This window comes from Sinorhizobium sp. FG01 (assembly GCF_002531875.1).
Taxonomy (GTDB): Bacteria; Pseudomonadota; Alphaproteobacteria; order Rhizobiales; family Rhizobiaceae; genus Sinorhizobium; species Sinorhizobium fredii_C.
Map to the genome: position 1 here is coordinate 312,994 of NZ_NWTB01000006.1, position 21,891 is coordinate 334,884.

A 21,891-nucleotide genomic window follows, 5' to 3' on the forward strand; every position below is an offset into this window, starting at 1 on the left:
TCTCCGGTCCTCCTGCCTGCTTCCTTAAAAAACATGCAGTATTTCAAAGCGCTGCAGCGATTTCTCCGCGTCCTGCAGGACACGCGACGCTCTGCTCCCGGCGGCCTCGCGCGGCCGCCGGGAGCTTGGGCTTATGCCGCGCGGATGCGGCTTTCGTGAGACAGGACGATCTCGCGGACGGATTCGAACACGACGTCGCCGATGTCGGCGCGGGCAAGCGCGAAGGCGACATTGGCTTCGATGAAGCCCTGCTTCGAACCGCAGTCGAAGGTCCGGCCCTCATAGGGATGGGCATGGAAGGACTGGTCTGCTGAAAGCTTCAGCATGCCGTCGGTCAGCTGGATCTCGTTGCCGGCCCCGCGTGACTGGTGCGCGAGAATGGAGAAGATCTCCGGCTGCAGGATATAGCGGCCGTTCAGATAGTAGTTGGACGGCGCCCGCCCCGCCGGCGGCTTTTCGATCATCTCGGTGACCGAGAAACCGTGGCGCACCGTATCGCCCTTGCCGACGATGCCGTATTTCGAGGCCTCTTCGGGGGCGCATTGCTCGACGGCGACGACATTGCCGCCGACCTCGCGGTAGAGATCCATGAGGCCTGCCATGCAGCCGCGTGCGCCGAAGGAGACCATGTCCGGCAACAGCAGTGCGAACGGCTCGTCACCGATCAGGTCGCGTGCGCACCAGACGGCGTGGCCGAGGCCGAGCGGCGCCTGCTGGCGCGTGAAGCTGACGGAGCCGGCCTTCGGCAGCATAGCTTCGAGCTCGGAGATCTGCGCATTCTTGCCGGAGCGCGTCAGCGACGAGATGAGTTCCGGCGTGTCGTCGAAATGATCCTCGATCACCTGCTTGTTGCGGCTGGTGACGAAGACGATGTGCTCGATGCCGGCCTGGCGCGCCTCGTCGACGGCGTACTGGACGACCGGGCGGTCGACGATCGTCAACATTTCCTTCGGCACGGCCTTTGTCGCGGGAAGGAACCTCGTTCCGTTCCCGGCAACGGGGATCACTGCTTTCCTGACGGTCCTGATGCGGTCCATTTTGTTATCCTTTGCTTGTGTGAGGATCATTGCCCAGCGGGGATCGTTCAGCCGCCACCGTGATCGGGGCGGGTTGCGGCGCCCGCGCCGCCAGGCGGCGCAATCGCGCGGCGATCGGCATCCGGAGATGCCGAAGCGCTAGCGGGTCGGCGAGCGCTGTCTTCAGCGCGCCAGCCAACGATCTCTTTTTCAGGTACTCGACGAGCAGAAGAAACGAGCGCGCCTGGCGGAAGCCGCGCGCACGCTTGCGCTGCATCCTTCGCGACAGCGGGTCGAGCGCATACCGCTGCAGGAATGCCTCGTCGGCCGCCATCATCGCATCGATGTGCTCGAGTTTCAGCACGCGCGAGATCGAGCCCTCGCGGATATGATAGGTGTAGCCGGCCGAGGGCTCGACCGCGCAGCGGCCGCCGCAGGCCAGTGCGGATGCGAGCAGGATGTAATCCTCGCCAATCCTGAGCGACTCGTTGAAAAAGAGACCATGTTGGGCGAGGAAGCGGCGCTCGAACACCGGTTTCATATAGCCGTAATTGTGCTCGGAGCGGAAAATCACGTTCGACTCGATGAAGGCCGGCAGGGTGAGTTCGGGGAGGGCCTCGAGCTCGGCGTCCTCGAACATCCGGACATTGCTTCCGTCGAGCGACAGCACGTCGAGATTGTCGACGACCAACTGCGCGCCTGTCGCTTCGGCGCGCGCAATCATCCGCGCCAGTCTTGCCGGGCGTACCGTGTCGTCCGAATCGAGAACGGCGATCCAGCGGCCGCGCGCCGCCGCGAAGCCGGCATTGCGGGCCCCGCCCGGGCCGCGATTTTGCTCAAGCGAAACGAGCCGGACCCTCGGGTCGTCGATCGCGGTGACAAGAGCAACTGTGTCATCCGAGGAGCAATCGTCGACGACGATCGCTTCGACCGCGACGCCTTCCTGAGCGAGGGCGCTACCAACCGCACGGGTGATCGTGTCGGCGGCATTATAGGCGGCGATGACAAAGGTGACGTCCGGCGTGGATTCGTTCACGGTTGTGTGCATGGGAGGGTTGACGGGCGCGGTCATCGGGAGGTCACCTCGGCGGCTCCATACTGCTCGAGCTCCTTGTGACCGAGGAGGCCGCTGATCACGCCGGCATGCAGCACGGCGCGCAGCGCATAGCGATTTCGCCGGACGGCTAACGGCAGAAAGAGAACCGCGGCGCATCCGCAAAAGGCGGCCTTGGAGGCGGCGAGCGCAAGGTTCAGCGGCTGGCCCGCACCGCGCGCCTTTTCCGTCAGCAGCCGTCCGTGGGTTTGGCCGGAGCGGAAGCGCCGTTTGGCGAGCCAAGCAAACGAGGCCCGGCCTTCCGGCACCGGCTCATGCACCCAGGCCTCCTGAGCAAAGGCGATCGTTCCTCCTGCCTGGTGCATGCCAGTGAAGAAATCCGTGTCCTCGCCTCCGCTGCGGCCGAGCGCGAGCTTGAAGCGGCGGCCATGGAGCGACGGGGCCCTGATCCGGAGCAGCGCATTGCAGGTATAGCCCGTGCGGATTTCGCCCTTCACCCACACCGGCAAAGTGGAGTGGAAGTCGCCCTTGCGCATCCAGGCGGGCGCCGACGGGGCGTAGTGGGCCCGGACCGGGCCGAGGACAGCGTCCGCGCCGCTCGCCTGCGCCTCTTCCAGCAGGCTGACCAGCCAGTCGCTCGAGGCGGTCTCGTCATCGTCGATGAAGGCGAGCAGGTCGCCGGTGCTGTTGTCGAGGCAGGCGTTGCGGGCGATCGAGATGTTCGATGCCGGGCAATGGAGATAGGTGACCTCGAACGGCATTTCCGGCCGCAGTCTCTCAACGAGCGCCCGGGCGCTCGGCGTGGAATCATTGTCGGCGACGATGACGCGAAGCGTCGCCCTCGCGGGCAGCGTCACCGCCGCAAGCGACCGAAGCGTCGCGGCGAGTTCGGGCCGACGGAACGTGCAGACGCCGATGTCGATATGAAGGGCCGCGCTCATTGCTCCACCCGACGCCGGAAATCGAGGAGTTCGCGCCAGAAGCCGGCGGACCAGGCGAGATGCATGACCATGGCCGAGAGCGCCGCCAGCGGCCCGTAGGGGTTGCGCTGGCCGACCGCCATCCAGACGCCATAGCCGAGGCACGCCGCTGCCCAGACGCCGAAGGGGATGATCGCCGCCCAGTTGATGATGGCAAGAAGTGCGCCGAAGGCGACGGGCGCGACGCCAAGTGGCAGCATCTGCCGGAGCCCGGGCATCGCGCGGTGCTTGAGGATGTTCTTGGCGCGGCCGCGGCCATAGCCGAAATACTGCTTGAACAGCGGCACGATCCGATTGCGCGGATAGTAGACCATGCTGGTCCTGTCGGTCATCCAGATGCGATAGCCGGCTTTGCCCAAGCGAAAATCCAGTTCGGCATCTTCATTGTGGCTGAAGGTCTCGTCATAGCCACCGACATCGGTGAAGGCGGCAATGCGCATCAGGGCGTGATGGCCGTGCTCGGCCCAATGGCCGGCCGCACCGGTCCGGTGCTTGGAGCCGCCATTGCCGAGCTTGGAGTTCTGGGCATAGGCCGTCGCCTTCTGGAAGGTGCCGAAACCCTCGGTCTGCATGGCGACGACGACAGAGTCGGCTTCGGTTGCGAGCGCTTCCTCGACGAGTCGCTCGCAATAATCGTCCGGGTAACTCGCATGCGCGTCGATGCGGATCAGGTAGTCGAAGCCCGAACCGAGTTCGGCGACGGCGCGGTTGACGGCAGCGCTTTGGATTCGCTTCGGATTGTCGAGGAAGAGGACGCGCGGGTCCTCTTCGGAGAGGCGGCGAGCGATCTCGCGCGTGCCGTCGTCACTGCCGCCGTCGGCAATGACGATCTTCGCGTTGAGGACGCCAAGCGACGGACGCAGCTTCGCGACAAGCGCTTCGATATGCAGCGCCTCATTGAGGCAGGGGATGACGATGAGGGTAGACGTCGACGCCGGGCTCTCCGCGGTCATAGCAATCCACTTTCGTTGTGACGGGCTTCCGCAAGGGCAGCGGCCGGAATGATCGTTTGCGTTGCGTCGTGGGTGAGCGTTGCCAGCCGCCGCACGAGCGTCTCGCAATCCGCGCGGTCGAACACCCAGGTGGCGGGATGACACCGGCCGATCCGGTCGGCGGCTTCGGAAAACTTGTCCGCCGTCATCGAGCCCAGGAGCGCGGCGAGGGCGTCGGCATCGGCTTCTTCAATGACGAGACCGATCCCGCGCACGGCGAGAAAGCGGGCCGTCTCCGTACCCTTCATCGCAATCGGAACGCGGGTGTGGCGGCATCCTTCATAGAGCCGGTTGGGCAGTAGCCAGTTGGAGTTCTGGCCCTCCTCGAAGAAATCGATCGCCCAGGTGAAGTGGACGGCGCCGTAGATCTCGGCGAGGTCCTCGGGGTTTCGATAGGGGCCGTCGAACCGCATGAACGGCTCGTTCTGCACGAAGCCGTCAAAATCCCTGAATTCCGAATAGGCGGGCCTGCCGCGCAGAACGACTTCGAAGCGGCCTTCCATCCTGCGGGAAAAATCGGCGAGGAGGTGGAGCGACTTGCGGCAGCGAAGCGCTCCGAACCAGCCGATCCTCCAGGGCGCACCGGGTTGGGGGTATTGGGCTGGGACGCCCGCCGGCAGCGTGCTCCCATCGATTTCAAGCACCTTGTTCTCGAGCAGCATCGGCGGCGCCTCGAGGCCCGAAAGGGGGCGGAAGTAGTGCTCGATGAAGGCCGGCGAACTGGTGATCAGCGAGCGGGCGTCTCGGCCGAGCCGGGCCTCGGCGGCGCGGAGCGCCCGCCCCACCATGTCCCTGCGCAGCATCAGCCGGTGAATGTCGAGGCACTCATAGACAATCGGAACGTCGCCGCCGAAGAGCGTCACGGCGCGTTTGGCGACGGCGAGCATTTCGAGATTGCGGGCGATGATGAGGTCGGGCTTGCGAAGATGGCCGAGCCTGCCCTTCAGCGACAGACAGGCGGCGGCGACGGCGCCGAGCCGCTGGGCGAAGCGCCCGTCCGCCGTCGTTCCGAGTTCGATCGGCTCGACGCCGCTCACGGTTGCAAGCGGGTTGCCGCCGCGGCGGAAGCCCGCCAGCGTGACATGGGCACCGCCGGCGACCAGTGTCAGCGTTCTTCGCCGCACCGCGGGGTCGGCAAGATCCTGTGCCAAATAGAGTATCTGCAGCATGAAAACATCCGTTTCCCTGCTCAGCCCGGGCCGAGCTTAGTTCAGTTTTTTGTGCACCGCAACAAGTTGTTGCAATTGCTCATAAAATGGTCAGTTGCTCAGATTGCGGTCAGTCCAGTCGGCAGGCGACCGACTCGGGGAATTGGCACTTGTCGCCGGGGGCCGTGAAGGCGACCCGATCGACCTGGAGCTTTGTCGGCTCCTTGTAGGAGAAGGTGCCCATCCAATCGCTGAGCGTGTCCGTTCCCCACAGGCTGAAGAAAATCTTCTGGGCGTTCGCCGGGATTTTGGCGGGATCGGTGACTTCATGAACGAGCTCGCCGTTGATGTAGTAGCGCAGCCGGTCCTTCTCCCAGACGAAGGCATAGTCGTTGAAGCCCTGGTTAGCGCCGCCCGGCACATCGGCCAGAAATTCGTTGCCACCTTTGGCCGCCACATATTGGTTGATCTGCACCTTCGCGGTGTTCTTGCCGAGCACCTCGAAATCGATCTCGTCATGCGGCTTCTTATCGGTCGGGCCGATATAGGTGAAGAAGGCCGAGTTCAGCCCGGAACCGTCCGCCGCCTTGATCCTTGCCTCGTAGGTGCCGTAGCCGAAGCGCTTGCGCGTCTGGATCTCGCCGCAGGCGAAATTACGCTTGCCTTCCTTGCGTTCTTCGAAACCCAGTTCGAGAACTCCATTGACGATCTTCACCTGCTTCTTGGACCAGGTGCAGTTCTGGTGCGCGCCGTTGTCCCAGCCATCCGAGACGTACCAGACCTTTTTGTCCAGCTTGTCGAAGTCATCGATGAACGACGTGCCTTTGGCACCGTCCTGCGCTGTGGCACTGCTCACATTGCAGGCGAGCGGAAGTGCGGTGATAAGGGCGAGGCACAACAGGCGCCCGTAGCGATCGGATTTCATTGTCTTGCTGCCTTTGCTGCGGAGTCGCGTGGGGGCATGGGAGCCCGGGCGAGGCTCGACTGAGGGTTGTGGGAAGGGCGCGCAGGCGCAGCACCCCGGAGCAGCGCAACGCGCGCGAGGTCAATCTGCGTCGAGACATAAGCGCCCATACTCACGATATCGGTCACTCCTATCGGGCGGCGCCTCGTGGCGCCGTTTTAACGAAGCAGACTTAAGCTCACGGCGAACAAACTAGGGCATTTGCAAAGAGAAAATATGGCAGTGCAGCAGAAAATCGAACGAGGCTATGCTGCAGCGCATCCAAGCGGCGAAGTTTTCGCGAGCGGGTCGACATCGGCTCAAGAGGGCCATCCGGGTTAAATCCCTGTTTCCCCGCATGTTGAGAAAACTGTGCCCTGCAAAATTTGGGGGCAATCGCGAGTTGTGCGGTGCGGCTGTGAATTTTGCACGAGAGACGTAATTTTTTTGGCTCCATCCCGCGCTTGGGGAAATTGCCGAGTGGAAATGCGGCAAGGATGAGGCGGGATTTACCCCCGGGGGTTGCTGCGGCGCCGGGCTAACCGATTCGCATCTCGATCGGTTGAGCCGGAGGCCGGCGCCGTTCCGCCGGCGGCCTGCAATGTCAGACGACCCCTAAAATGTTACTGGAAAATTGCGGCCCCCCAGACAATAGTGTGTCCATACTTTAGTGCTTTCAGTACCAAAGCAAGCCCGCCGCGCAATCGGCGGGTTTTTCGCGATGAGGGGAGCCGCTCTCGATTACATGCAGCAATTGAGGCGAACGAACTAATCGTCCCTGGGCTTGGCCGAGATGGTATCGCGCTCGTTCCCCCGGAGCGGCCTCTTCATGTCGTCAAGTTCGGCCTGACGCTCGGCCGCGACGATCGGCTCATTCGATTTCAGCGAAGGCTTCAGGATCGCCACCACCGGGCCGACGGGGCCCAGTACGCAGCCGATTATCAACCAAAGAAGACTATGTCCGCCCCTAACCGCAGCGACGACCGCGGTCGCGATGGCGCAGAATATCCAAAACTCGACGATCATCGACTCTCACTTGACACCTGCCGAGGAAACCCCTCGGCTTACTCTTCCGCCACGTGGCTGGAGGCTTCTGCCCTGGCTTGCCCGCGCCACATGCCGGCTCCAAGTGATCGTGCCATTTCCTGTGCGGCGGCGTACAGTCCTTTGTCGTGATTTTCTTCACGGCTGACGGCGTGGCCGGATTCAACCAGCCACCGGTTGACGTCCTTGCCGTCCGCTCGGAAGCATGCGCCGATATAGCGGCCGTAGCGGTCACGGCCGGCGAATGTGCAGCGGGTGGGGCGGGATGCCGACAAAAACGCCTTGAGGGCCAGCGCCGCTTCCTTGCCGCAGTGATAGTCTGCCCCCGTCTCGTCGAGGCAGAACTGCCAATCCTCGGGTGCATCCACTCCGTAAAGCTGGATGCGCTCGCCCGCAATTTCGATCGTATCGCCATCAACCACGGAGGCGTCGCCGCCGACCGGGCCAGCCGCCGCGGCCGCGTCCGGCGCGGCCAGCAGGACAAGCACGATGGGAATCATCCGCATTGGAGGGGACGGCGACGCCGAACGGGCGCGCGGCTCGGCGAGGGTTGTTGCGGCGATCCGACTGCCGATCATGCGTCCATCCAGCCCCTGTTGTGGTGCTGAATCTAGCGCAAGCGGCTCGCGGTTCGCATCCCTGAAAAACTAGGGGAACCAGTTCGAGATCGGTGGATACTGCGCGTTCGACATTGAAGGGGCGCCAGCCCCTTCAGCAGTCGTCACAGCCTCGCAAGGCTTGCGATCAAAAAACGAACATATAGAGCAGGACGATGACGATCAGGGGAACACCCATCAGCCAGAGAACGATGCCTTTCATTTCGCTATCCCGGTAGTTGTTGACCATGTCGGAGTAACGCTGCGCGGGGAAAAGCGTTCCTGCTGGCTTCCATGATACAACAGGGCCCGCTGGGTCGGCGGGCCGCCTGGCAGAGGGCTTTGGTTTATTCCGCTCGCTCCAGCGCAAAGGCCTCGAGCAGGTAGCGGACATCGCCGGATCCGCCGAGCGCCACCGGTGCGGGCGTCCGGGAGCGCCGAAGGTGTTCGGTCTTGTCGGCAGCGATTCCCCGGACGATCGCCGGGAGGGCGCCGGGGTGCGTCAGCGCATAGGCAAATGCGGCCGCGATTCCTTCGTTGCGCTTGAGGTCGAGGAAATGCCGCAACTCGTAGCGGCCGCGAATATGGTGCTCGTGCCGCCGCAGCGCCGCGGCAGCTTCGGTGCTCAGACGGGCCTCGGCGAGGATGGCGCGATCGGCCTCATAGAGACGTCGCAAGTCGATCGTCCGGTGGCTGCCGCTCAAGGAGTCGCCGCGAACCACCGCCGCATAGCCGCAGCTATGGATGATCTTGTAGCGCGCCCCGAGCGCTAGCGCCCTGGCATAGAGGTCGAAATCCTCGCCGAGGCGCAGGGTCTCGTTGTAGCGAAGGTCGAATTGATCCAGGAACGAGCGCCGCATCAATGGCTTCAGGAAACCGATTTCGCCCCGCCGGACACCCCGGCGCGAAATATTGCCTTCGACGAAGCCGACGAAATCGATCAGGCGAGGGCTGGGCGCGAAGCGGTCGATCCTGCGCGCAGCACCCATCGCTCGCGCGGCGTCGATGAAGGCGATATTGTCGGCGATGAAATCCCAGCCGTCCTGAGCAAGCAATTGGCGCATCCGCCCCGGGAAGAAGAAGTCGTCCGCGTCCAATATACCCACGAACGGGGATTTCGAAACGGCAATCGCATGGTTGCGAGCCGCGGCAGGCCCGCGGTTCTCTTCGAAGCAGACCACGTTCAAACGTCCGGAGCCGTCGTCGGCGGCGCGCGCCACGGCTGCGGTCTCATCGGTCGAGCCGTCGTCGACGACGACGACTTCTGCGACTTCCGGCTCTGCGAGCGCCGAGTCGATAGCCCGGGCAATCGTTTCGGCGGCGTTCTTGGCGGCAATGATAATGCAGACATTCGTCGGCGCGGCTGCGGTCATACGGGCCTCCAGCGGTCATCGGATGGGTCTAGTTTCGCGGCTCCTGCTCGTTGCCTTCGAGTCACCAATTCGAGGGCATACGACGCGCTACAGGTCCCTCTGCACCGGGAGGGCAGGGGGGCCTGGAGCGGGGTACGCAGCACCATGCATGGCGATCGTGTCGCAAGCGCGTCAAAGAGCAAGATTTTTTCGCAGCTGCGAAGGGCCGAGAAAGCGGTCAGGAATTAAAGTGACCGGGACGGTTCAGTCGGCGCAGCGGAACCTTGTTCGCCTGCTTTTCGTCATTCGTCGCATCGGCCGGCAGCTTGCCGGAGGATAACTTTCGGCGCTCGCGCGCCTCCTTCCACACCAGGAAAAGCACGGCGAGAAAGTATCCGACCTGTATCAGAACGGCACAGAGCAGCGTCTGTATGGCCGTCGAGGCGAGCGAACCGGTCAGAAAGTAGGTGGCGATGGCAAACGCCGCTAGCGCGCCGAACATGCTCATGACGAAGCGTGGTGCGAACATTGCCTACCCCGCTTTCCGATTTGCTCGTGGAACCGTCATTGCACTCCCGCCCTCGCTCCTGTTTCCCACTATATTAGCGGTCGCTTTTCTCTTCAACCTGCAAAACGCAACTTTGTCGCTACAGTTCCTAGCGGGAAAAGCTTTCCGTCATCTTTAGGTAGACTCAGCAATTCGAATGGGTCCGACGGTTAAACGGTACAATCACCGATAGGTTCGACGGATTTAGGGGATTATTTTTCCGCGAAGTGCGGGGGTCAAGCTGACTCGCTGGAGCGGCCCCTAAATTCACAGGGGAAAAGGCGAACTCGTTCTGTTTGCTGCGTCTTTTGCCGCTGAAACAGCCGTTTTTTCCGATCAACTTTTGTTACAGGCAACAGGGCCTCGGCTCGAGAATATGTGCAGCGCAACAAAATGATGCGATGCAAAAATTACCCTCAAAAGTCCGACTTTTAAAATCTTACCGCCGGAAAGCCGTGGTAGCCGCTAGTGAAAAATTGCTGCGTCAAATACAATACTTTAGCCATCGCAAATAATGAATGCGCGCCGATGTTTGAAGGGCGAGATGACGAACGCAACTATTTTAGCGGTGAACTCCAAACCGTATACTTAAAATTTCGTAATAGTCTCTGACCGGCACGCCCGCTAAACACCCTCGCGTCGGCGTCCGCTGGCGTTGCCATCATTCCGCCTTCAAAAATCAAATTCTCACCATACACTCGCGCTAGATGACGCTCCGTCCCTCGGGACCGACAATCGCCAACGTAAATGGAGTCACCTCTATGAAGTCCGCGACTCGCTCGGCCAGTACGGCTTTTTTTATTCCCCAGGAGACCGGTGCGATCCGGCCGATCGGCGGGATATCAAAGCGAAGCTTCGACATTCTCATCGCCATTCTGGCACTGATCGCCCTCAGCCCGCTTTTCCTGCTCGTCATGGCGTTGGTGAAGTTTTCGGACGGCGGCAGCATTTTCTACGGTCATCGCCGCATCGGCCATAACGGCCAGACCTTCAAGTGCCTCAAGTTCCGCACGATGATGGAAAACGGCGACCGGGTCCTGCAGGAATACCTGAAGGCGAATCCCGCCGCCTACGAAGAATGGCGCACCACCCGCAAGCTGCAGGACGATCCGCGCGTTACCGTGGTCGGAAGCATTCTTCGCAAGCTCAGCCTCGACGAACTGCCGCAGCTCATCAACATCATTCGTGGTGAAATGAGCATCGTGGGTCCGCGTCCGGTCGTCGAAGACGAACTGGAGCTCTACGACGCGGCTGCCGAGTTCTATCTGCGCTCGCGTCCCGGCCTGACCGGGCTCTGGCAGATCAGCGGCCGCAACGATGTGTCCTATGCCACTCGGGTGGCCTTCGATACGCATTATGTCCAGAACTGGTCGCTCATTGCCGACCTCGTCATCGTCTTCAAGACCATCCCCGCCGTCTGCCTCTCCCGCGGCAGCTATTGAAACCTTGGCGTCGGCTCGCGGCTGAGCACAACGTCAAGCAACGGGAAATCCCAGATGCAATCGATCAGAGTTCCAGGGGTGCCAGCCGGCTCCCGCAAGCGTTTCCATTTCGCCCGCCTCGCACTCTGCGCGGCGCTTGTCTTATCGGGTGCGGGCATGGCTCGGGCGGACGATTATCGCCTCGGCGTCATGGACAAGTTGCGGATTCGTGTTGCCGAATGGCAGACCGCCGAAGGCGCGGTCCGGGATTGGTCGGCTGTCGGCGGTGAATACACGGTCGGCGCCTCCGGCAAGGTGTCGCTGCCTTTCGTCGGCGATCTGCCTGCATCCGGCCGCACGACCACGGAACTCGCCGAAGAGATCGGCATCAAGATGCAAAAGCTCTTCGGGCTTCGCGACCGGCCGTCAGCCTCGGTTGAGATGGCGCAATACCGTCCGGTCTATCTCTACGGCGAGGTCGAGACGCCAGGCGAATATCCCTATGCCCCCAATCTCACCGTGCTCAAGGCAATCAGCCTTGGCGGCGGACTGCGTCGGGGCCCGACCGGCCAGCGCTTTGCACGCGACTATATCGCCGCGAACGGCGATTCGTCGGTTCAGGTGGCGGAGCGCAACCGACTGCTCATTCGCCGAGCCCGCCTTCAGGCGGAAATTGCCAAGCACGACAAGATCACGTTGCCGGAGGAGCTCAAGAACGTCCCCGGTGTCGACAAGCTGCTCGAAAGCGAGACGGCTCTGATGGTGTCGCGCGACAAGCGGCAGGAACGCCAGCTCGACGCCCTGGCTGATCTCAAATCGCTGCTGCAGAGCGAGATCGACTCGCTGGCGAAGAAATCCGAAACGCAGCAGCGTCAGCTGGAGCTCGCCACCGAGGACCTGGACAAGGTCGACAGCCTTGCCGAAAAGGGCCTGGCGCTCAGCCAGCGCAAGCTCTCGCTCGAGCAGCGGGTGGCGGACGTCCAGTCGCAGCTTCTCGATATCGATACGACCTCGCTGAAGGCCAAGCAGGACGTCAGCAAGGCAACGCAGGACGAATCCAACCTGCGCAACGACTGGGATGCGCAACTCGCCCAGGAACTGCAAAATACCGAAGCCGAACTCGACACGCTGACGCTGAAGCTCGGCACCAGCCGCGATCTGATGACCGAGGCGCTCATGCAATCGGCCGAGGCGGCACAACTGGACGAGCAGGCTGCAAACATCACCTATTCGATCATTCGTGAACAGGACGGAAAGTCGAAGGAGATCGCGGCGACCGAAACGACGCCGGTGCTTCCCGGAGACGTGATCAAGGTCAATGCCGCAGTGGCGATGCGGTGAATGCATGCGGATCCGCGAGGCGAGCCTCATCGACCCTGACGCGAATGGGCTCTACGGCACCGCGGCCGTGGCCCTTTCGCTGTTCGTCTTTGCCTATTCGACCCGTTTCGGACCGATTTCCATCCTCGCCTATTACGGCCTGTGGCTGCCGCTTGTTCTCGTCGACTACCGCAAGGTCCTCGGCAATTACGGCAGGTTCGTCTGGATCTTCGCCTTCGTGATCCTTGCCTGTCTCTCGACGTTCTGGTCGGCCGCGCCCGGCGTGACGGCACGTGCCGGGATCCAGTATCTGAGCCACATCGTTTGCGCGCTCATCGCCATGCGGGTGATCGACATCGGCACGCTCACCCGCGGCGCCATTGCGGGCGTCGCCATCGTGCTCCTCTATTCGCTGCTCTTCGGCGTCCACCATTACGATCCGCTCGACGGCACCTACAGCTTCGTCGGCGCATTCGCTTCCAAGAACCAGCTGGGCTTCTATGCCTCGCTCGGCATCTACTTCGCCTTCATGGCCGTCGTCGTTCTTGGCGAGCGAGGCGTCTGGCGGGCCGCCGCCGGGGGCGCAGGCGCAATCGCCGCCTATTCGCTGTTCGCCTCCCAATCGGCGACCTCGGTGCTGACGACTGTCGCGATCCTCGGGCTTTGTGTCGCCATGCGCGCGATCACGGCGCTCAGGCCCGCGAGCCGGAAAGGGCTCTTTATCGGCGTGGCGGTTTTCGGCGGTGTCGCCGCGGTTGCACTCATCTATGCCGGTGTCATCGATCTCGTGCTGGGCGCATTCGGCAAGGATTCGACGCTCACCGGCCGCACCTATCTGTGGCAGCAAGGAATAGAAGCGGCGCAGGCTTCACCGATCTTCGGCATCGGCTATCAGGCCTATTGGGTGCAGGGATTTTCCGAGGCGGAGCGTCTGTGGGAAGAGTTCTACATTACCGCCCGCTCCGGATTCCACTTTCACAACACCTATATCGAGGCCGCCGTCGAAACCGGACTGGTAGGCCTGATGCTGTTGACGATGCTGCTTCTCACGGCGGTATTCGGGCAATTGAAGCGTCTGCTGTCCGAGGACCGTGACGCGGAGGCCATGGTGCTGTTCGGCATCGCCATGCTCCTTCTCATCCGCTCCTTCGTCGAGATCGACATCATGAACCCGTACCATGTCGGATCCTTCCTGCTTTACTTCACCGCAGGGAAATTGACGGTCGCCCGCCGCCGGCAGGCGGTGACCTGGCTTTGGCCGGGCGACGGGCCCACTCCGGCGTATCGGCCGCGGCCCAGCATGTGACATCACGGTCAGAGGGGACGATGGGGACGATCCGGGCGATTCAGTATCTTCGGGCGGCGGCGGCGCTCGCAGTCGTGATCTTTCACGCCGCCGAAAAGACCGGCCACGATTTTACGATCGGAGCGGCCGGTGTGGACGTCTTCTTTGTCATCAGCGGCTTCATCATGTGGGTCATCAGCGACCGGCGGCCGGTGACCCCCGCGAAATTCATCTCCGATCGCCTCCGCCGCATCGTCCCGATCTACTGGTTTGCGACGGCCGTCATGATCACCGGGGCGCTCGCCGGCTTGTTTCCCACTTTGGTGCTGACCCTCGACCACGTTCTGGCCTCGCTGGTTTTCTTTCCGGCCCGCTCGCCGAGCAGTGGCGAGATTTGGCCGGTGCTCGTGCAGGGCTGGACCCTGAATTTCGAGATGCTCTTCTACGTCGTGTTCGCGGCCTCCCTGCTGCTGCCGCGGCATTGGCGCCTCCCGGCGATTACCGGCCTCTTCGTGGCGCTGGTCACCGTCGGGTTGGTTGCTCCCAGCGAAAATGCTCTCTGGCTGACCTATACGCGGCCGATCATCCTCGAATTCGTCGCCGGCATGATCCTCGGCGAGTTCTGGCTCCGCGGGAAGGTTCCCGGGGCGGCAATCGGTTCTTCATTGATCGCCTGCTCGCTCGGCGGTTTTGCCCTGATCGGGGGCCTTCATCTTTCCTTCGACGAGCGCACGACCGGGCCGCTCGCCGTCCTCCTGGTTCTTGGCGCGCTGTCGCTCGAGGCAAGCGGACGGATGCCGATGCTGAACCTGCCGGACCTGCTCGGCAATGCTTCCTACTCGATCTATCTATGGCATACCTTCGCGATCTCGGTCGTCGCCAGGGCCGGCGGCCTATTGGGTATGCCGTCGGCGATTTCGATGGGCCTGGCGATCCTGGCGGGGACGGTCGCCGGTATCGCAGCCTACGGCCTTGTCGAGCGCCCGCTGCTGCAGCGTGCACGGGCGCCGGCGCCGGCCGTCGCCCTTACCGGGCCTACCGCCCAATAGGCCGGCGAGCCTGCAGGCCTGCTCAGCCGTTTCGGCGCGAATGCCAGTTCCAGGCCGATTCGGTGATTGCCGCCAGGTCGTATTGCGGCTCCCAGCCGAGCACTTGCCGTGCCTTGTCGTTGTTGGCGACGAGCGTCGTCGAGTCGCCCTCGCGGCGGCCGACATAGCTAACATCGAACGGCCGCCTGGAGACCTTCTCGATTGCCCCGAGCAACTCTTTGACGGTTGTCCCCGTGCCGGTGCCCAGATTGAGCTCGACGCTGTCGCCGCCCTCGAGCAGGTAATCGACGGCGCGCACATGCGCATCGGCAAGATCGAGAACATGGATATAGTCGCGCACGCAGGTGCCGTCGCGCGTCTCATAATCCGTTCCGAAGACCTTGAAGCCTTCGCGCCGACCCAGCGCCGCGTCGATCGCCAGCGGAATCGCATGCGTCTCCGGTTCGTGCCATTCGCCGATGCGGCCCTCGAAATCGGCGCCAGCGGCGTTGAAATAACGCAGGATGACGGAGCGCAGGCCCTTGTAGAGGCCGTAGTCCTTGAGCGCCTGCTCGCAGACCCACTTGGTCCGGCCATAGGGGTTGATTGGAGCCTGCTTGTGGGTTTCGTCCATCGGCACGCTGTCGGGCAGGCCGTAGGTGGCGCAGGTGGACGAGAAGACGAAAGCCTCGATGCCGGCGGCAAGCGTCGCCGACAAGAGGGTCAGCGTTCCGATGACATTATTGTCGTAGAAGGCGACCGGATCCTTGACCGATTCGCCGACCTCGATCATCGCCGCGAAATGCAGCACCGCCCGCGGCTGATGGCGGGCCAGCACTTCGTCGAGCCGCCGCCGATCGCGGATGTCGCCCTTCTCCAGAACGCCCCAGCGGACGAATTCCTCGTGGCCGTTGGAAAGATTGTCGTAGACGACCGGGTGATAGCCCTTTTCGGCCAGTCGAAGGCAGGTGTGAGAGCCGATATAGCCGGCACCGCCGACGACGAGGATATTGTTGTTCTGCACGGGCAACCTCAGGAATGACTTTCAGAAACCGGAATGGAGCGCCGTTCGCTTTCGCAACCAATAGCGGCGATTTTTCAACACAATATGTAAGTTCTGCAAAAGATGGCACTCCACACAACGTCGAATGCCGCTTTGCTTCGCAGGCGTCGGCGAAGGGAGTAGGTGACTGTGGCAGACATGCAGCACTTTGCTGTCTCCTGGCCGGAGCACAATATTTGCGCTTGGCTCGATCGGTGTCTTCAACTATAAGCAGTCTTCCGGCAATCAGAACAGGGAGGTTACGATGACAGCCTATTGCTTCTCCCTTAGGGACGGTCCACGATCCTGACCTCGTGACCGGGAGCGCCCGCGCTTCCTGATTGCCGACGGATCCCGCACCGTCCGGCCCCTCCTTTTTCGGAGACGGCGCCGTTTCATCAATGCCGCACGCGCAATCGTTCCGGGCGGCATTCCCTTGCTGATCAGATCTCGGGGCCGGTGCGTTGCCACCGGGCAAATCCTATGGCGTTCACTCGTTTTGCGGCGCGCGATCGTGCCTTCCGCAATGTTTTTCGCTTTTCCTGGGCGCACTGGAAGAAGCAGCCGGTGCGGCTTGCCGGCATCCTTTGCACAGTGCTGCTTGCCACGCTTGCCGATGTCCTGACGCCGCTCTATGCCGGCCGTCTGGTGGATGCGATCGTCTCGGGTGCGGCGAGCGATGCGATCGCATGGAATGCCGCGCTCTCGGCCTTCTTGGTCATGATGGCCCTTTCCCTCGGCGCCATCGTCTTCAAGCACGCCGCGATCACGATCATCGTCAGCCTGACGCTGAGGATGATGTCCGACATCGCGGCCGCTGCGTTCCACCACATTCAGCGCTTCTCCAGCGAATGGCACGCCAACAGCTTCGCCGGCTCGACTGTGCGCAAGGTGACGCGTGGCATGTGGGCGATGGACCTCTTCAACGACACGCTGCTCATCGCGCTGTTTCCCTCGGTCGTGATGCTCATCGGCTCGACGGCGCTGATGGCCTGGCACTGGCCGATCATGGGCGCGATCGTCGGGCTTGGGTCCGTCCTCTTCATAGCCGTCACGGTCTTGCTGTCGCTCGGCTACGTGGCGCCGATGGCGAGCCTTGCCAACAGCTGGGACACGCGTCTTGGCGGTGCGCTCGCCGATGCGGTGAGCTGCAACGCCGTCGTCAAGAGTTTCGGCGCGGAGAAGCGCGAGGAGGCCCGCCTGGCGAAGGTGCTCCGGAAGTGGGAGAACCGCACCCGGCGTACCTGGTCGCGTGCGACGCTGAACGGCACGGCGCAAGGCGCGATGCTGCTGGTGGTCCGCGCAGCCATCATCGGGTCTGCCTTGCTGCTCTGGGCGAAGGGCGAGGCGAGCGCCGGCGACATCACCTTCGTGCTCACCTCCTTCTTCATCCTGCAGGGCTATCTGCGGGAGATCGGCATGGATATCCGGCACCTGCAGCGCTCGGTCAACGACATGGAGGAACTCGTCGCCATTCATGCTCAGCCGCTCGGTGTTGAGGATCGTCCGGGAGCGCGGCCGATTCAGATCGCCGACGGCAAGATCGAGTTCCGCAACGTGACCTTTCATTACGGCGCCCATCGGGCTCCGCTCTATGACGGATTCTCGGTCACCATCCGCGCCGGTGAGCGCGTCGGCCTCGTCGGACATTCCGGGTCGGGGAAGACGACCTTCGTCAAGTTGATCCAGCGGCTGCATGACGTGAAATCGGGCCAGGTTCTGATCGACGGCCAGGACATCGCCGGCAGCATGCAGGCGTCGCTCCGCCAGCAGATCGCCATCGTCCAGCAGGAACCGATCCTGTTCCACCGCTCGCTCGCCGAGAACATCGCGTACGGGCGGCCCGGCGCGACGCAGCACGAGATCGAGGAGGCAGCGCGTCTGGCGAGCGCGCACGACTTCATCTCCGGGCTGCCGAAGAGCTACGCGACGATGGTCGGCGAGCGGGGCGTCAAGCTGTCCGGCGGCGAGCGCCAGCGAGTCGCGATTGCCCGGGCGTTCCTCGCGGATGCGCCGATCCTGATCCTCGACGAAGCGACGTCGAGCCTCGATTCCGAATCCGAGGTGCTGATCCAGAAGGCGATGGAACGGCTGATGACCGGCCGCACGACGCTGGTGATCGCCCATCGGCTGTCGACCGTCAGGGCGCTCGACCGCCTGCTTGTCTTCGATCGGGGCCGCATCGCCGAGGAGGGCGATCACGACACCCTCATCCGCCTCAAGGGCGGCATTTACCGGAGCCTCTTCGAAAGGCAGGCGCTGGAACTGACGAAGGGGCTCGTGCTCAGCGACGGCTGAGGGGGCCTTGCGGCAACCGCCGGCCGGGCAAGGGAAATTTTCTTGCCCGGCCAACAACGCGAACTCGCGGCTGCCGTTCGGCTCGAAACCAGAGCATATCAATTTGACGCGGCGTCGATCCGGGGCGCCAGGCGGTAGATCAGCATCGTATCGTCGTCGACTACGCGTTCGGCGGTCCTGTCGAGGTGGGCTATCAGCGCTTTGTTGTATTCGATGAGCTTGCGCCGCTGCATGTCGCGCGCGTTCTTGGTGATCCCGAACCACGTGGCGTTCTGGGCGCGCAGCGCCTCCAGCGTCGGGATCGCGTCCTCATCCGCAAGCAGCATCGACCAGTCGTTTTCGCCGCCGCCCGGCGGGAAAACCCAGCCGCGGCGACGGCTGTAATAGATCGCCACCGGATCGCCGATCGTGGGGGTAGCGGTGACGACGAGTTCGCCGGGTTGGCTGAGTTCGCTGAGCCGCTCGCCGAGCTTATGGCCGGAATCCGCATAGGGCGTCTTCATCAGCGTGAGCCCGGGTATGCTGCCGCCGACAATGACGACGGCTGTGATCGCCGCCAAACGCAGCGCGCGCGATCGAATACCCCCTGGCCGTTCGCCGCCTATACTGCTCAACAGGATCAGCCCGCGCCCGGCAAGTGCGGCCATCGGCACGTTGAAGATGTGAAAGTTCCAGGGATTGGTCTTGATCTCGCGCGCGGCGAAGAAATAGACGAGCGCCGCGCCGGCGAGCCAGACATGGAAGAACCAGGCCGCGCGGCCGGGTGCCGTTTCAGGTGTCGTCGGCGGTGCGGCCAAGAGTGCGACGCCCGCAAGCATCATCACGGGCAGGGTGAAGAGCCAGTTGCTGGCGATCTTCCAAGTGGCGGGAATGTAGAACCCTTCGCTGACGAACTTGGCAACCCCATCGCTCCAGAGATAACCGCTGCCGGCGATGTGATAGGGCGGATAGTTGGTGCCGAGATAGTGGGCCCAGCGGTAGTAGACGAGAATGAGCGCTCCGGCGATGAGCGAGACAGGTAGGATTTGCAGGATGCGGCGAAGACTGAGCTTGCCTCGCCGCTGCAGGATGAGAAATGTCGCATAGGTCATCGGCACGACGGCTGCGATACCCGGCAGCTTGGCAAGTACGCCGATGGTGGTGATCAGCCCGGCCGCGAGGAGCAGCGGTATTCGGTCGTTCTGCAGATAGGCCACATAGAGCCAGGCGCCGGTTGTCACCAGCGACAACATCGCCGGATCGGGCAGGAAAGAGCGGTCGATCATCACGGCGCCTGGCATGATCGCCAGCAGAAAGGCGCCGGCATGGGCATGGGCAGCGCCCCAGATGCGTTCGATCAGCCGGTGCAGGGCGAAGACGCCCCAGACCCCGAAGGCGATGGCGACGAGCCGCCCGAACATTTCGTCCCAACCGAACACGGCATAAAGCATGGCGGTGATATAGGAGATCACCTGGAGCTCGCGACCCTGGTAGGCGGGTCCCGGCCCCGTCCAGCTCACCTCCGGAAAGAAGATGTTCCAGCTCCGCAGGAAGAAATTGTCAGCCATCATCGCCGTGCTGGCTTCGCGCCAACTGAAGGCGTCGACCAGTGGCTGCTGCACGTCGTGCAAACGGAACAGGGCCGCCAGCACCAGAATCGCGCCAAGAACCACGCCATTGCTGGGCCTGAGACCGAAACCCGACATATACCTTCACCGGCCGAACGATGCAAAACTCTGTATGCGACAGGGACATTTGCGTGCCTCGCTGATTTGGAGCGGCAGCTTCGGTGTCCACAGTCGCGGACACTATAGCCAAGCAATCTCTGATTGTCGCCAGGGTAGCAGCAGAACGAATTGCCCTGGTGCCGGATCCTGGACCTTGTGTCACTGCGCTCATGGTGGAAGTGAATTTCGCTGAGGCGGTATCGAGCTTCACACACACACACAGACAGAGACCTTTCATTTGGACATAAAAGGCTCTAAAAAACCGGCAGGTAACTCCCCGGTCGCAGCCTACCCGGTCAAAACAAGGACACCTGTCATGAAAACCATCGTAATCTGCTCCGGCGGATTGGATTCCGTTTCGCTTGCGCACAAGATCGCGACGGAACATGAGCTCGTCGGCCTCCTGTCGTTCGACTACGGCCAGCGGCACCGCAAGGAACTGGACTTCGCCGCCGCCTGCGCCAGGCGCCTCGGCGTGCCGCACCAGATCATCGACATTCGCGAGATCGGCCGCCATCTCACCGGCTCGGCGCTGACCGACGACGTCGACGTGCCGGACGGCCATTATGCGGAAGAGACGATGAAGACGACGATCGTGCCGAACCGCAACGCCATCATGCTGGCGATCGCCTTCGGCGTTGCGGCTGCCCGCAAGGCCGACGCGGTCGCGGCCGCGGTGCACGGCGGCGACCACTTCATCTATCCCGATTGTCGGCCAGGCTTCATCGCTGCCTTCCAGACGATGCAGAACCATGCGCTGGAGGGATATGCCGACATCACGCTCCATACCCCTTATGTCAACGTCTCGAAGGCCGATATCGTCGCCGATGGCGCGAAGCACGGCACGCCCTTTGCCGAGACCTGGTCCTGCTACAAGGGCGGCGCGCGCCATTGCGGGCGCTGCGGCACCTGCGTCGAGCGCCGCGAGGCCTTCCATCTCGCCGGCGTCGCCGATGCCACAGAATACGAGGATCCGGATTTCTGGGTCGCGGCGACGCGCGCCTTCGCTGCCGCGGAGGTTCGCTGATGTTCCGCATCACCAAGGAGTTCCACTTCTCCGCCTCGCACCAGCTCACGAGCCTGCCGCCCGAGCATCAATGCGCAAGGCTGCACGGGCACAACTATGTCGTCGAAGTGGAGCTTTCGGCCGAAACGCTGAACGAGCACGGCTTCGTGCGCGACTATCACGAGCTTGCGCCACTCAAGCACTATATCGACGAGGCATTCGATCACCGCCATCTGAACGACGTGCTCGGGCACGACCGGGTAACGGCGGAGTGTCTGGCACAGCATTTCTATGAGTGGTGCAAGGCGTGGCTTCCGGAGACAAGCGCCGTGCGCGTCAGCGAGACGGAGAAGACCTGGGCGGAATACCGGCCATGACCGTCACGCGACCGGCCGAGATCCGCGTCAGCGAGATCTTCGGCCCGACCATTCAGGGCGAAGGCGCGCTGATTGGCCTCCCGACGGTGTTCGTCCGGACCGGCGGATGTGACTACCGCTGCTCCTGGTGCGATAGCCTGCATGCCGTCGACAGCGCCTATCGCGACGAGTGGCGGGCAATGACGGTCGAGGAGGTCTGGAGCGAGGTCACCCGGCTCTCCGGAGGCGTGCCGGTGATGGTCTCGCTGTCCGGTGGCAATCCGGCGATCCAGCCGCTCGGGCCGCTGATCGACCGGGGGCATCGGGAAGGCTATCGTTTCGCCCTTGAGACGCAGGGTTCGGTTGCCCGCGACTGGTTCGCCAATCTTGACATGCTGGTCTTGAGCCCGAAGCCGCCCTCGAGCGGCATGGAGACGGACTGGGAGGCCTTCGATGCCTGTCTCCGCTCGTCCAGGGGCAAGCCCCAGACGGCCCTTAAGATCGTCGTCTTCGACGAGGTCGACTATGCCTATGCGCGGTCGGCGGCGGCGCGCCATCCGCAGTTGCCGGTCTATCTGCAGCCGGGCAACCACACGCCGCCACCTCCGGATGACGAGGTTGCGCCGATCGACATCGAGGGCGTGATGGAGAGGATGCGCTGGCTGGTCGACAGGGTGTCCGCCGACAAATGGTTCGAGGTGCGCGTGCTGCCGCAGCTGCATGTGCTCATCTGGGGCAACCGGCGCGGCGTTTAAAG

Annotated in this window: 20 protein-coding genes; 8 read left to right on the plus strand and 12 right to left on the minus strand. The window is 62.9% G+C overall.

Annotation, left to right across the window (positions count from 1 at the left end; all coding sequences use genetic code 11):
• Positions 1–131: 131 nt before the first annotated feature.
• The 10 genes from CO656_RS11805 to CO656_RS11855 form a co-directional block, all read right to left on the minus strand.
• Positions 132–1,037: a UTP--glucose-1-phosphate uridylyltransferase gene (locus CO656_RS11805; protein WP_097525884.1), complete on the minus strand. Its 906-nt coding sequence runs from the start codon at positions 1,035–1,037 to the stop codon at positions 132–134.
• A gap of 4 nt (positions 1,038–1,041) precedes the next feature.
• On the minus strand, positions 1,042–2,088 hold the full coding sequence (locus CO656_RS11810; protein WP_097525885.1) for a glycosyltransferase family 2 protein: 1,047 nt from the start codon (positions 2,086–2,088) through the stop codon (positions 1,042–1,044).
• Positions 2,085–3,011: a glycosyltransferase family 2 protein gene (locus CO656_RS11815; protein WP_037419377.1), complete on the minus strand. Its 927-nt coding sequence runs from the start codon at positions 3,009–3,011 to the stop codon at positions 2,085–2,087. Before CO656_RS11815 ends, CO656_RS11810 begins: the two co-directional genes overlap by 4 nt.
• Positions 3,008–4,003: a glycosyltransferase family 2 protein gene (locus CO656_RS11820; RefSeq protein WP_097525886.1), complete on the minus strand. Its 996-nt coding sequence runs from the start codon at positions 4,001–4,003 to the stop codon at positions 3,008–3,010. The genes CO656_RS11815 and CO656_RS11820 overlap by 4 nt, the downstream gene beginning before the upstream one ends.
• Positions 4,000–5,211, minus strand: a complete 1,212-nt coding sequence (locus CO656_RS11825; protein ID WP_097525887.1) for a glycosyl transferase family 1 — start codon at positions 5,209–5,211, stop codon at positions 4,000–4,002. The genes CO656_RS11820 and CO656_RS11825 overlap by 4 nt, the downstream gene beginning before the upstream one ends.
• 109 nt (positions 5,212–5,320) lie before the next feature.
• The gene (locus tag CO656_RS11830; RefSeq protein WP_037419384.1) at positions 5,321–6,115 is read right to left on the minus strand and encodes a glycoside hydrolase family 16 protein; all 795 of its coding nucleotides are present in this window, start codon (positions 6,113–6,115) and stop codon (positions 5,321–5,323) included.
• A 786-nt stretch (positions 6,116–6,901) separates the two neighbouring features.
• A complete protein-coding gene (locus CO656_RS11840) occupies positions 6,902–7,159 on the minus strand; it encodes a hypothetical protein (RefSeq protein WP_097525888.1) in 258 nt (85 codons plus the stop codon).
• Positions 7,160–7,197: 38 nt separating this feature from the next.
• On the minus strand, positions 7,198–7,755 hold the full coding sequence (locus CO656_RS11845; RefSeq protein WP_103452604.1) for a thermonuclease family protein: 558 nt from the start codon (positions 7,753–7,755) through the stop codon (positions 7,198–7,200).
• A gap of 365 nt (positions 7,756–8,120) precedes the next feature.
• Positions 8,121–9,146, minus strand: coding sequence for a glycosyltransferase family 2 protein (locus CO656_RS11850; protein ID WP_097525889.1), 1,026 nt, complete (start codon positions 9,144–9,146; stop codon positions 8,121–8,123).
• Positions 9,147–9,363: 217 nt separating this feature from the next.
• The gene (locus tag CO656_RS11855) at positions 9,364–9,654 is read right to left on the minus strand and encodes an exopolysaccharide production repressor protein (protein WP_097525890.1); all 291 of its coding nucleotides are present in this window, start codon (positions 9,652–9,654) and stop codon (positions 9,364–9,366) included.
• Between the two features lie 779 nt (positions 9,655–10,433).
• Here CO656_RS11855 and exoY point away from each other — a divergent pair.
• Genes exoY through CO656_RS11875 form a run of 4 tightly spaced genes read left to right on the plus strand, consistent with a single transcriptional unit; the run spans position 10,434 to position 14,747 of the window.
• Entirely contained in the window at positions 10,434–11,114 is a 681-nt protein-coding gene (gene exoY, locus CO656_RS11860) for an exopolysaccharide production protein ExoY (protein ID WP_097525891.1), read from the plus strand.
• A gap of 54 nt (positions 11,115–11,168) precedes the next feature.
• A complete protein-coding gene (locus tag CO656_RS11865; RefSeq protein ID WP_097525892.1) occupies positions 11,169–12,434 on the plus strand; it encodes a polysaccharide biosynthesis/export family protein in 1,266 nt (421 codons plus the stop codon).
• Positions 12,435–12,438: 4 nt separating this feature from the next.
• Entirely contained in the window at positions 12,439–13,719 is a 1,281-nt protein-coding gene (locus CO656_RS11870; RefSeq protein WP_097525981.1) for an O-antigen ligase, read from the plus strand.
• 20 nt (positions 13,720–13,739) lie between these two features.
• Positions 13,740–14,747, plus strand: a complete 1,008-nt coding sequence (locus CO656_RS11875; RefSeq protein WP_097525893.1) for an acyltransferase — start codon at positions 13,740–13,742, stop codon at positions 14,745–14,747.
• 22 nt (positions 14,748–14,769) lie between these two features.
• On the opposite strand, the gene galE is transcribed toward CO656_RS11875, so the two are convergent.
• Positions 14,770–15,750: a UDP-glucose 4-epimerase GalE gene (galE, locus tag CO656_RS11880; protein ID WP_097525982.1), complete on the minus strand. Its 981-nt coding sequence runs from the start codon at positions 15,748–15,750 to the stop codon at positions 14,770–14,772.
• Positions 15,751–16,251: 501 nt separating this feature from the next.
• On the opposite strand from galE, the gene CO656_RS11885 reads away from it, so the two are divergent.
• Entirely contained in the window at positions 16,252–18,066 is a 1,815-nt protein-coding gene (locus CO656_RS11885) for an ABC transporter ATP-binding protein (RefSeq protein WP_097525894.1), read from the plus strand.
• A 98-nt stretch (positions 18,067–18,164) separates the two neighbouring features.
• Here the strand turns inward: CO656_RS11885 and CO656_RS11890 are convergent, their stop codons facing one another.
• A complete protein-coding gene (locus CO656_RS11890; protein WP_097525895.1) occupies positions 18,165–19,751 on the minus strand; it encodes a glycosyltransferase family 39 protein in 1,587 nt (528 codons plus the stop codon).
• A gap of 337 nt (positions 19,752–20,088) precedes the next feature.
• On the opposite strand from CO656_RS11890, the gene queC reads away from it, so the two are divergent.
• From queC to queE, 3 genes are read left to right on the plus strand one after another with little or no spacing between them, the layout of a single operon-like run.
• Positions 20,089–20,799 (plus strand): 7-cyano-7-deazaguanine synthase QueC, encoded by a 711-nt coding sequence (queC, locus tag CO656_RS11895; RefSeq protein ID WP_097525896.1) that lies wholly within the window; start codon positions 20,089–20,091, stop codon positions 20,797–20,799.
• Positions 20,799–21,155, plus strand: coding sequence for a 6-carboxytetrahydropterin synthase QueD (gene queD / locus CO656_RS11900; protein WP_097525897.1), 357 nt, complete (start codon positions 20,799–20,801; stop codon positions 21,153–21,155). Before queC ends, queD begins: the two co-directional genes overlap by 1 nt.
• Positions 21,152–21,889: a 7-carboxy-7-deazaguanine synthase QueE gene (queE, locus tag CO656_RS11905; protein ID WP_097525898.1), complete on the plus strand. Its 738-nt coding sequence runs from the start codon at positions 21,152–21,154 to the stop codon at positions 21,887–21,889. Before queD ends, queE begins: the two co-directional genes overlap by 4 nt.
• Positions 21,890–21,891: the final 2 nt, after the last annotated feature.

Bases quoted from the DNA above. Each gene is read 5' to 3' on its own strand.
- CO656_RS11805 (WP_097525884.1), bottom strand. From the start codon at position 1,037: ATGGACCGCATCAGGACCGTCAGGAAAGCAGTGATCCCCGTTGCCGGG.
- queD (WP_097525897.1), top strand. From the start codon at position 20,799: ATGTTCCGCATCACCAAGGAGTTCCACTTCTCCGCCTCGCACCAGCTC.
- queC (WP_097525896.1), top strand. From the start codon at position 20,089: ATGAAAACCATCGTAATCTGCTCCGGCGGATTGGATTCCGTTTCGCTT.
- exoY (WP_097525891.1), top strand. From the start codon at position 10,434: ATGAAGTCCGCGACTCGCTCGGCCAGTACGGCTTTTTTTATTCCCCAG.
- CO656_RS11855 (WP_097525890.1), bottom strand. From the start codon at position 9,654: ATGTTCGCACCACGCTTCGTCATGAGCATGTTCGGCGCGCTAGCGGCG.
- CO656_RS11850 (WP_097525889.1), bottom strand. From the start codon at position 9,146: ATGACCGCAGCCGCGCCGACGAATGTCTGCATTATCATTGCCGCCAAG.
- CO656_RS11810 (WP_097525885.1), bottom strand. From the start codon at position 2,088: ATGACCGCGCCCGTCAACCCTCCCATGCACACAACCGTGAACGAATCC.
- CO656_RS11825 (WP_097525887.1), bottom strand. From the start codon at position 5,211: ATGCTGCAGATACTCTATTTGGCACAGGATCTTGCCGACCCCGCGGTG.
- queE (WP_097525898.1), top strand. From the start codon at position 21,152: ATGACCGTCACGCGACCGGCCGAGATCCGCGTCAGCGAGATCTTCGGC.
- CO656_RS11870 (WP_097525981.1), top strand. From the start codon at position 12,439: ATGCGGATCCGCGAGGCGAGCCTCATCGACCCTGACGCGAATGGGCTC.
- CO656_RS11840 (WP_097525888.1), bottom strand. From the start codon at position 7,159: ATGATCGTCGAGTTTTGGATATTCTGCGCCATCGCGACCGCGGTCGTC.
- CO656_RS11885 (WP_097525894.1), top strand. From the start codon at position 16,252: ATGGCGTTCACTCGTTTTGCGGCGCGCGATCGTGCCTTCCGCAATGTT.
- CO656_RS11830 (WP_037419384.1), bottom strand. From the start codon at position 6,115: ATGAAATCCGATCGCTACGGGCGCCTGTTGTGCCTCGCCCTTATCACC.
- CO656_RS11875 (WP_097525893.1), top strand. From the start codon at position 13,740: ATGGGGACGATCCGGGCGATTCAGTATCTTCGGGCGGCGGCGGCGCTC.
- CO656_RS11815 (WP_037419377.1), bottom strand. From the start codon at position 3,011: ATGAGCGCGGCCCTTCATATCGACATCGGCGTCTGCACGTTCCGTCGG.
- CO656_RS11820 (WP_097525886.1), bottom strand. From the start codon at position 4,003: ATGACCGCGGAGAGCCCGGCGTCGACGTCTACCCTCATCGTCATCCCC.
- CO656_RS11865 (WP_097525892.1), top strand. From the start codon at position 11,169: ATGCAATCGATCAGAGTTCCAGGGGTGCCAGCCGGCTCCCGCAAGCGT.
- CO656_RS11845 (WP_103452604.1), bottom strand. From the start codon at position 7,755: ATGATCGGCAGTCGGATCGCCGCAACAACCCTCGCCGAGCCGCGCGCC.
- CO656_RS11890 (WP_097525895.1), bottom strand. From the start codon at position 19,751: ATGTCGGGTTTCGGTCTCAGGCCCAGCAATGGCGTGGTTCTTGGCGCG.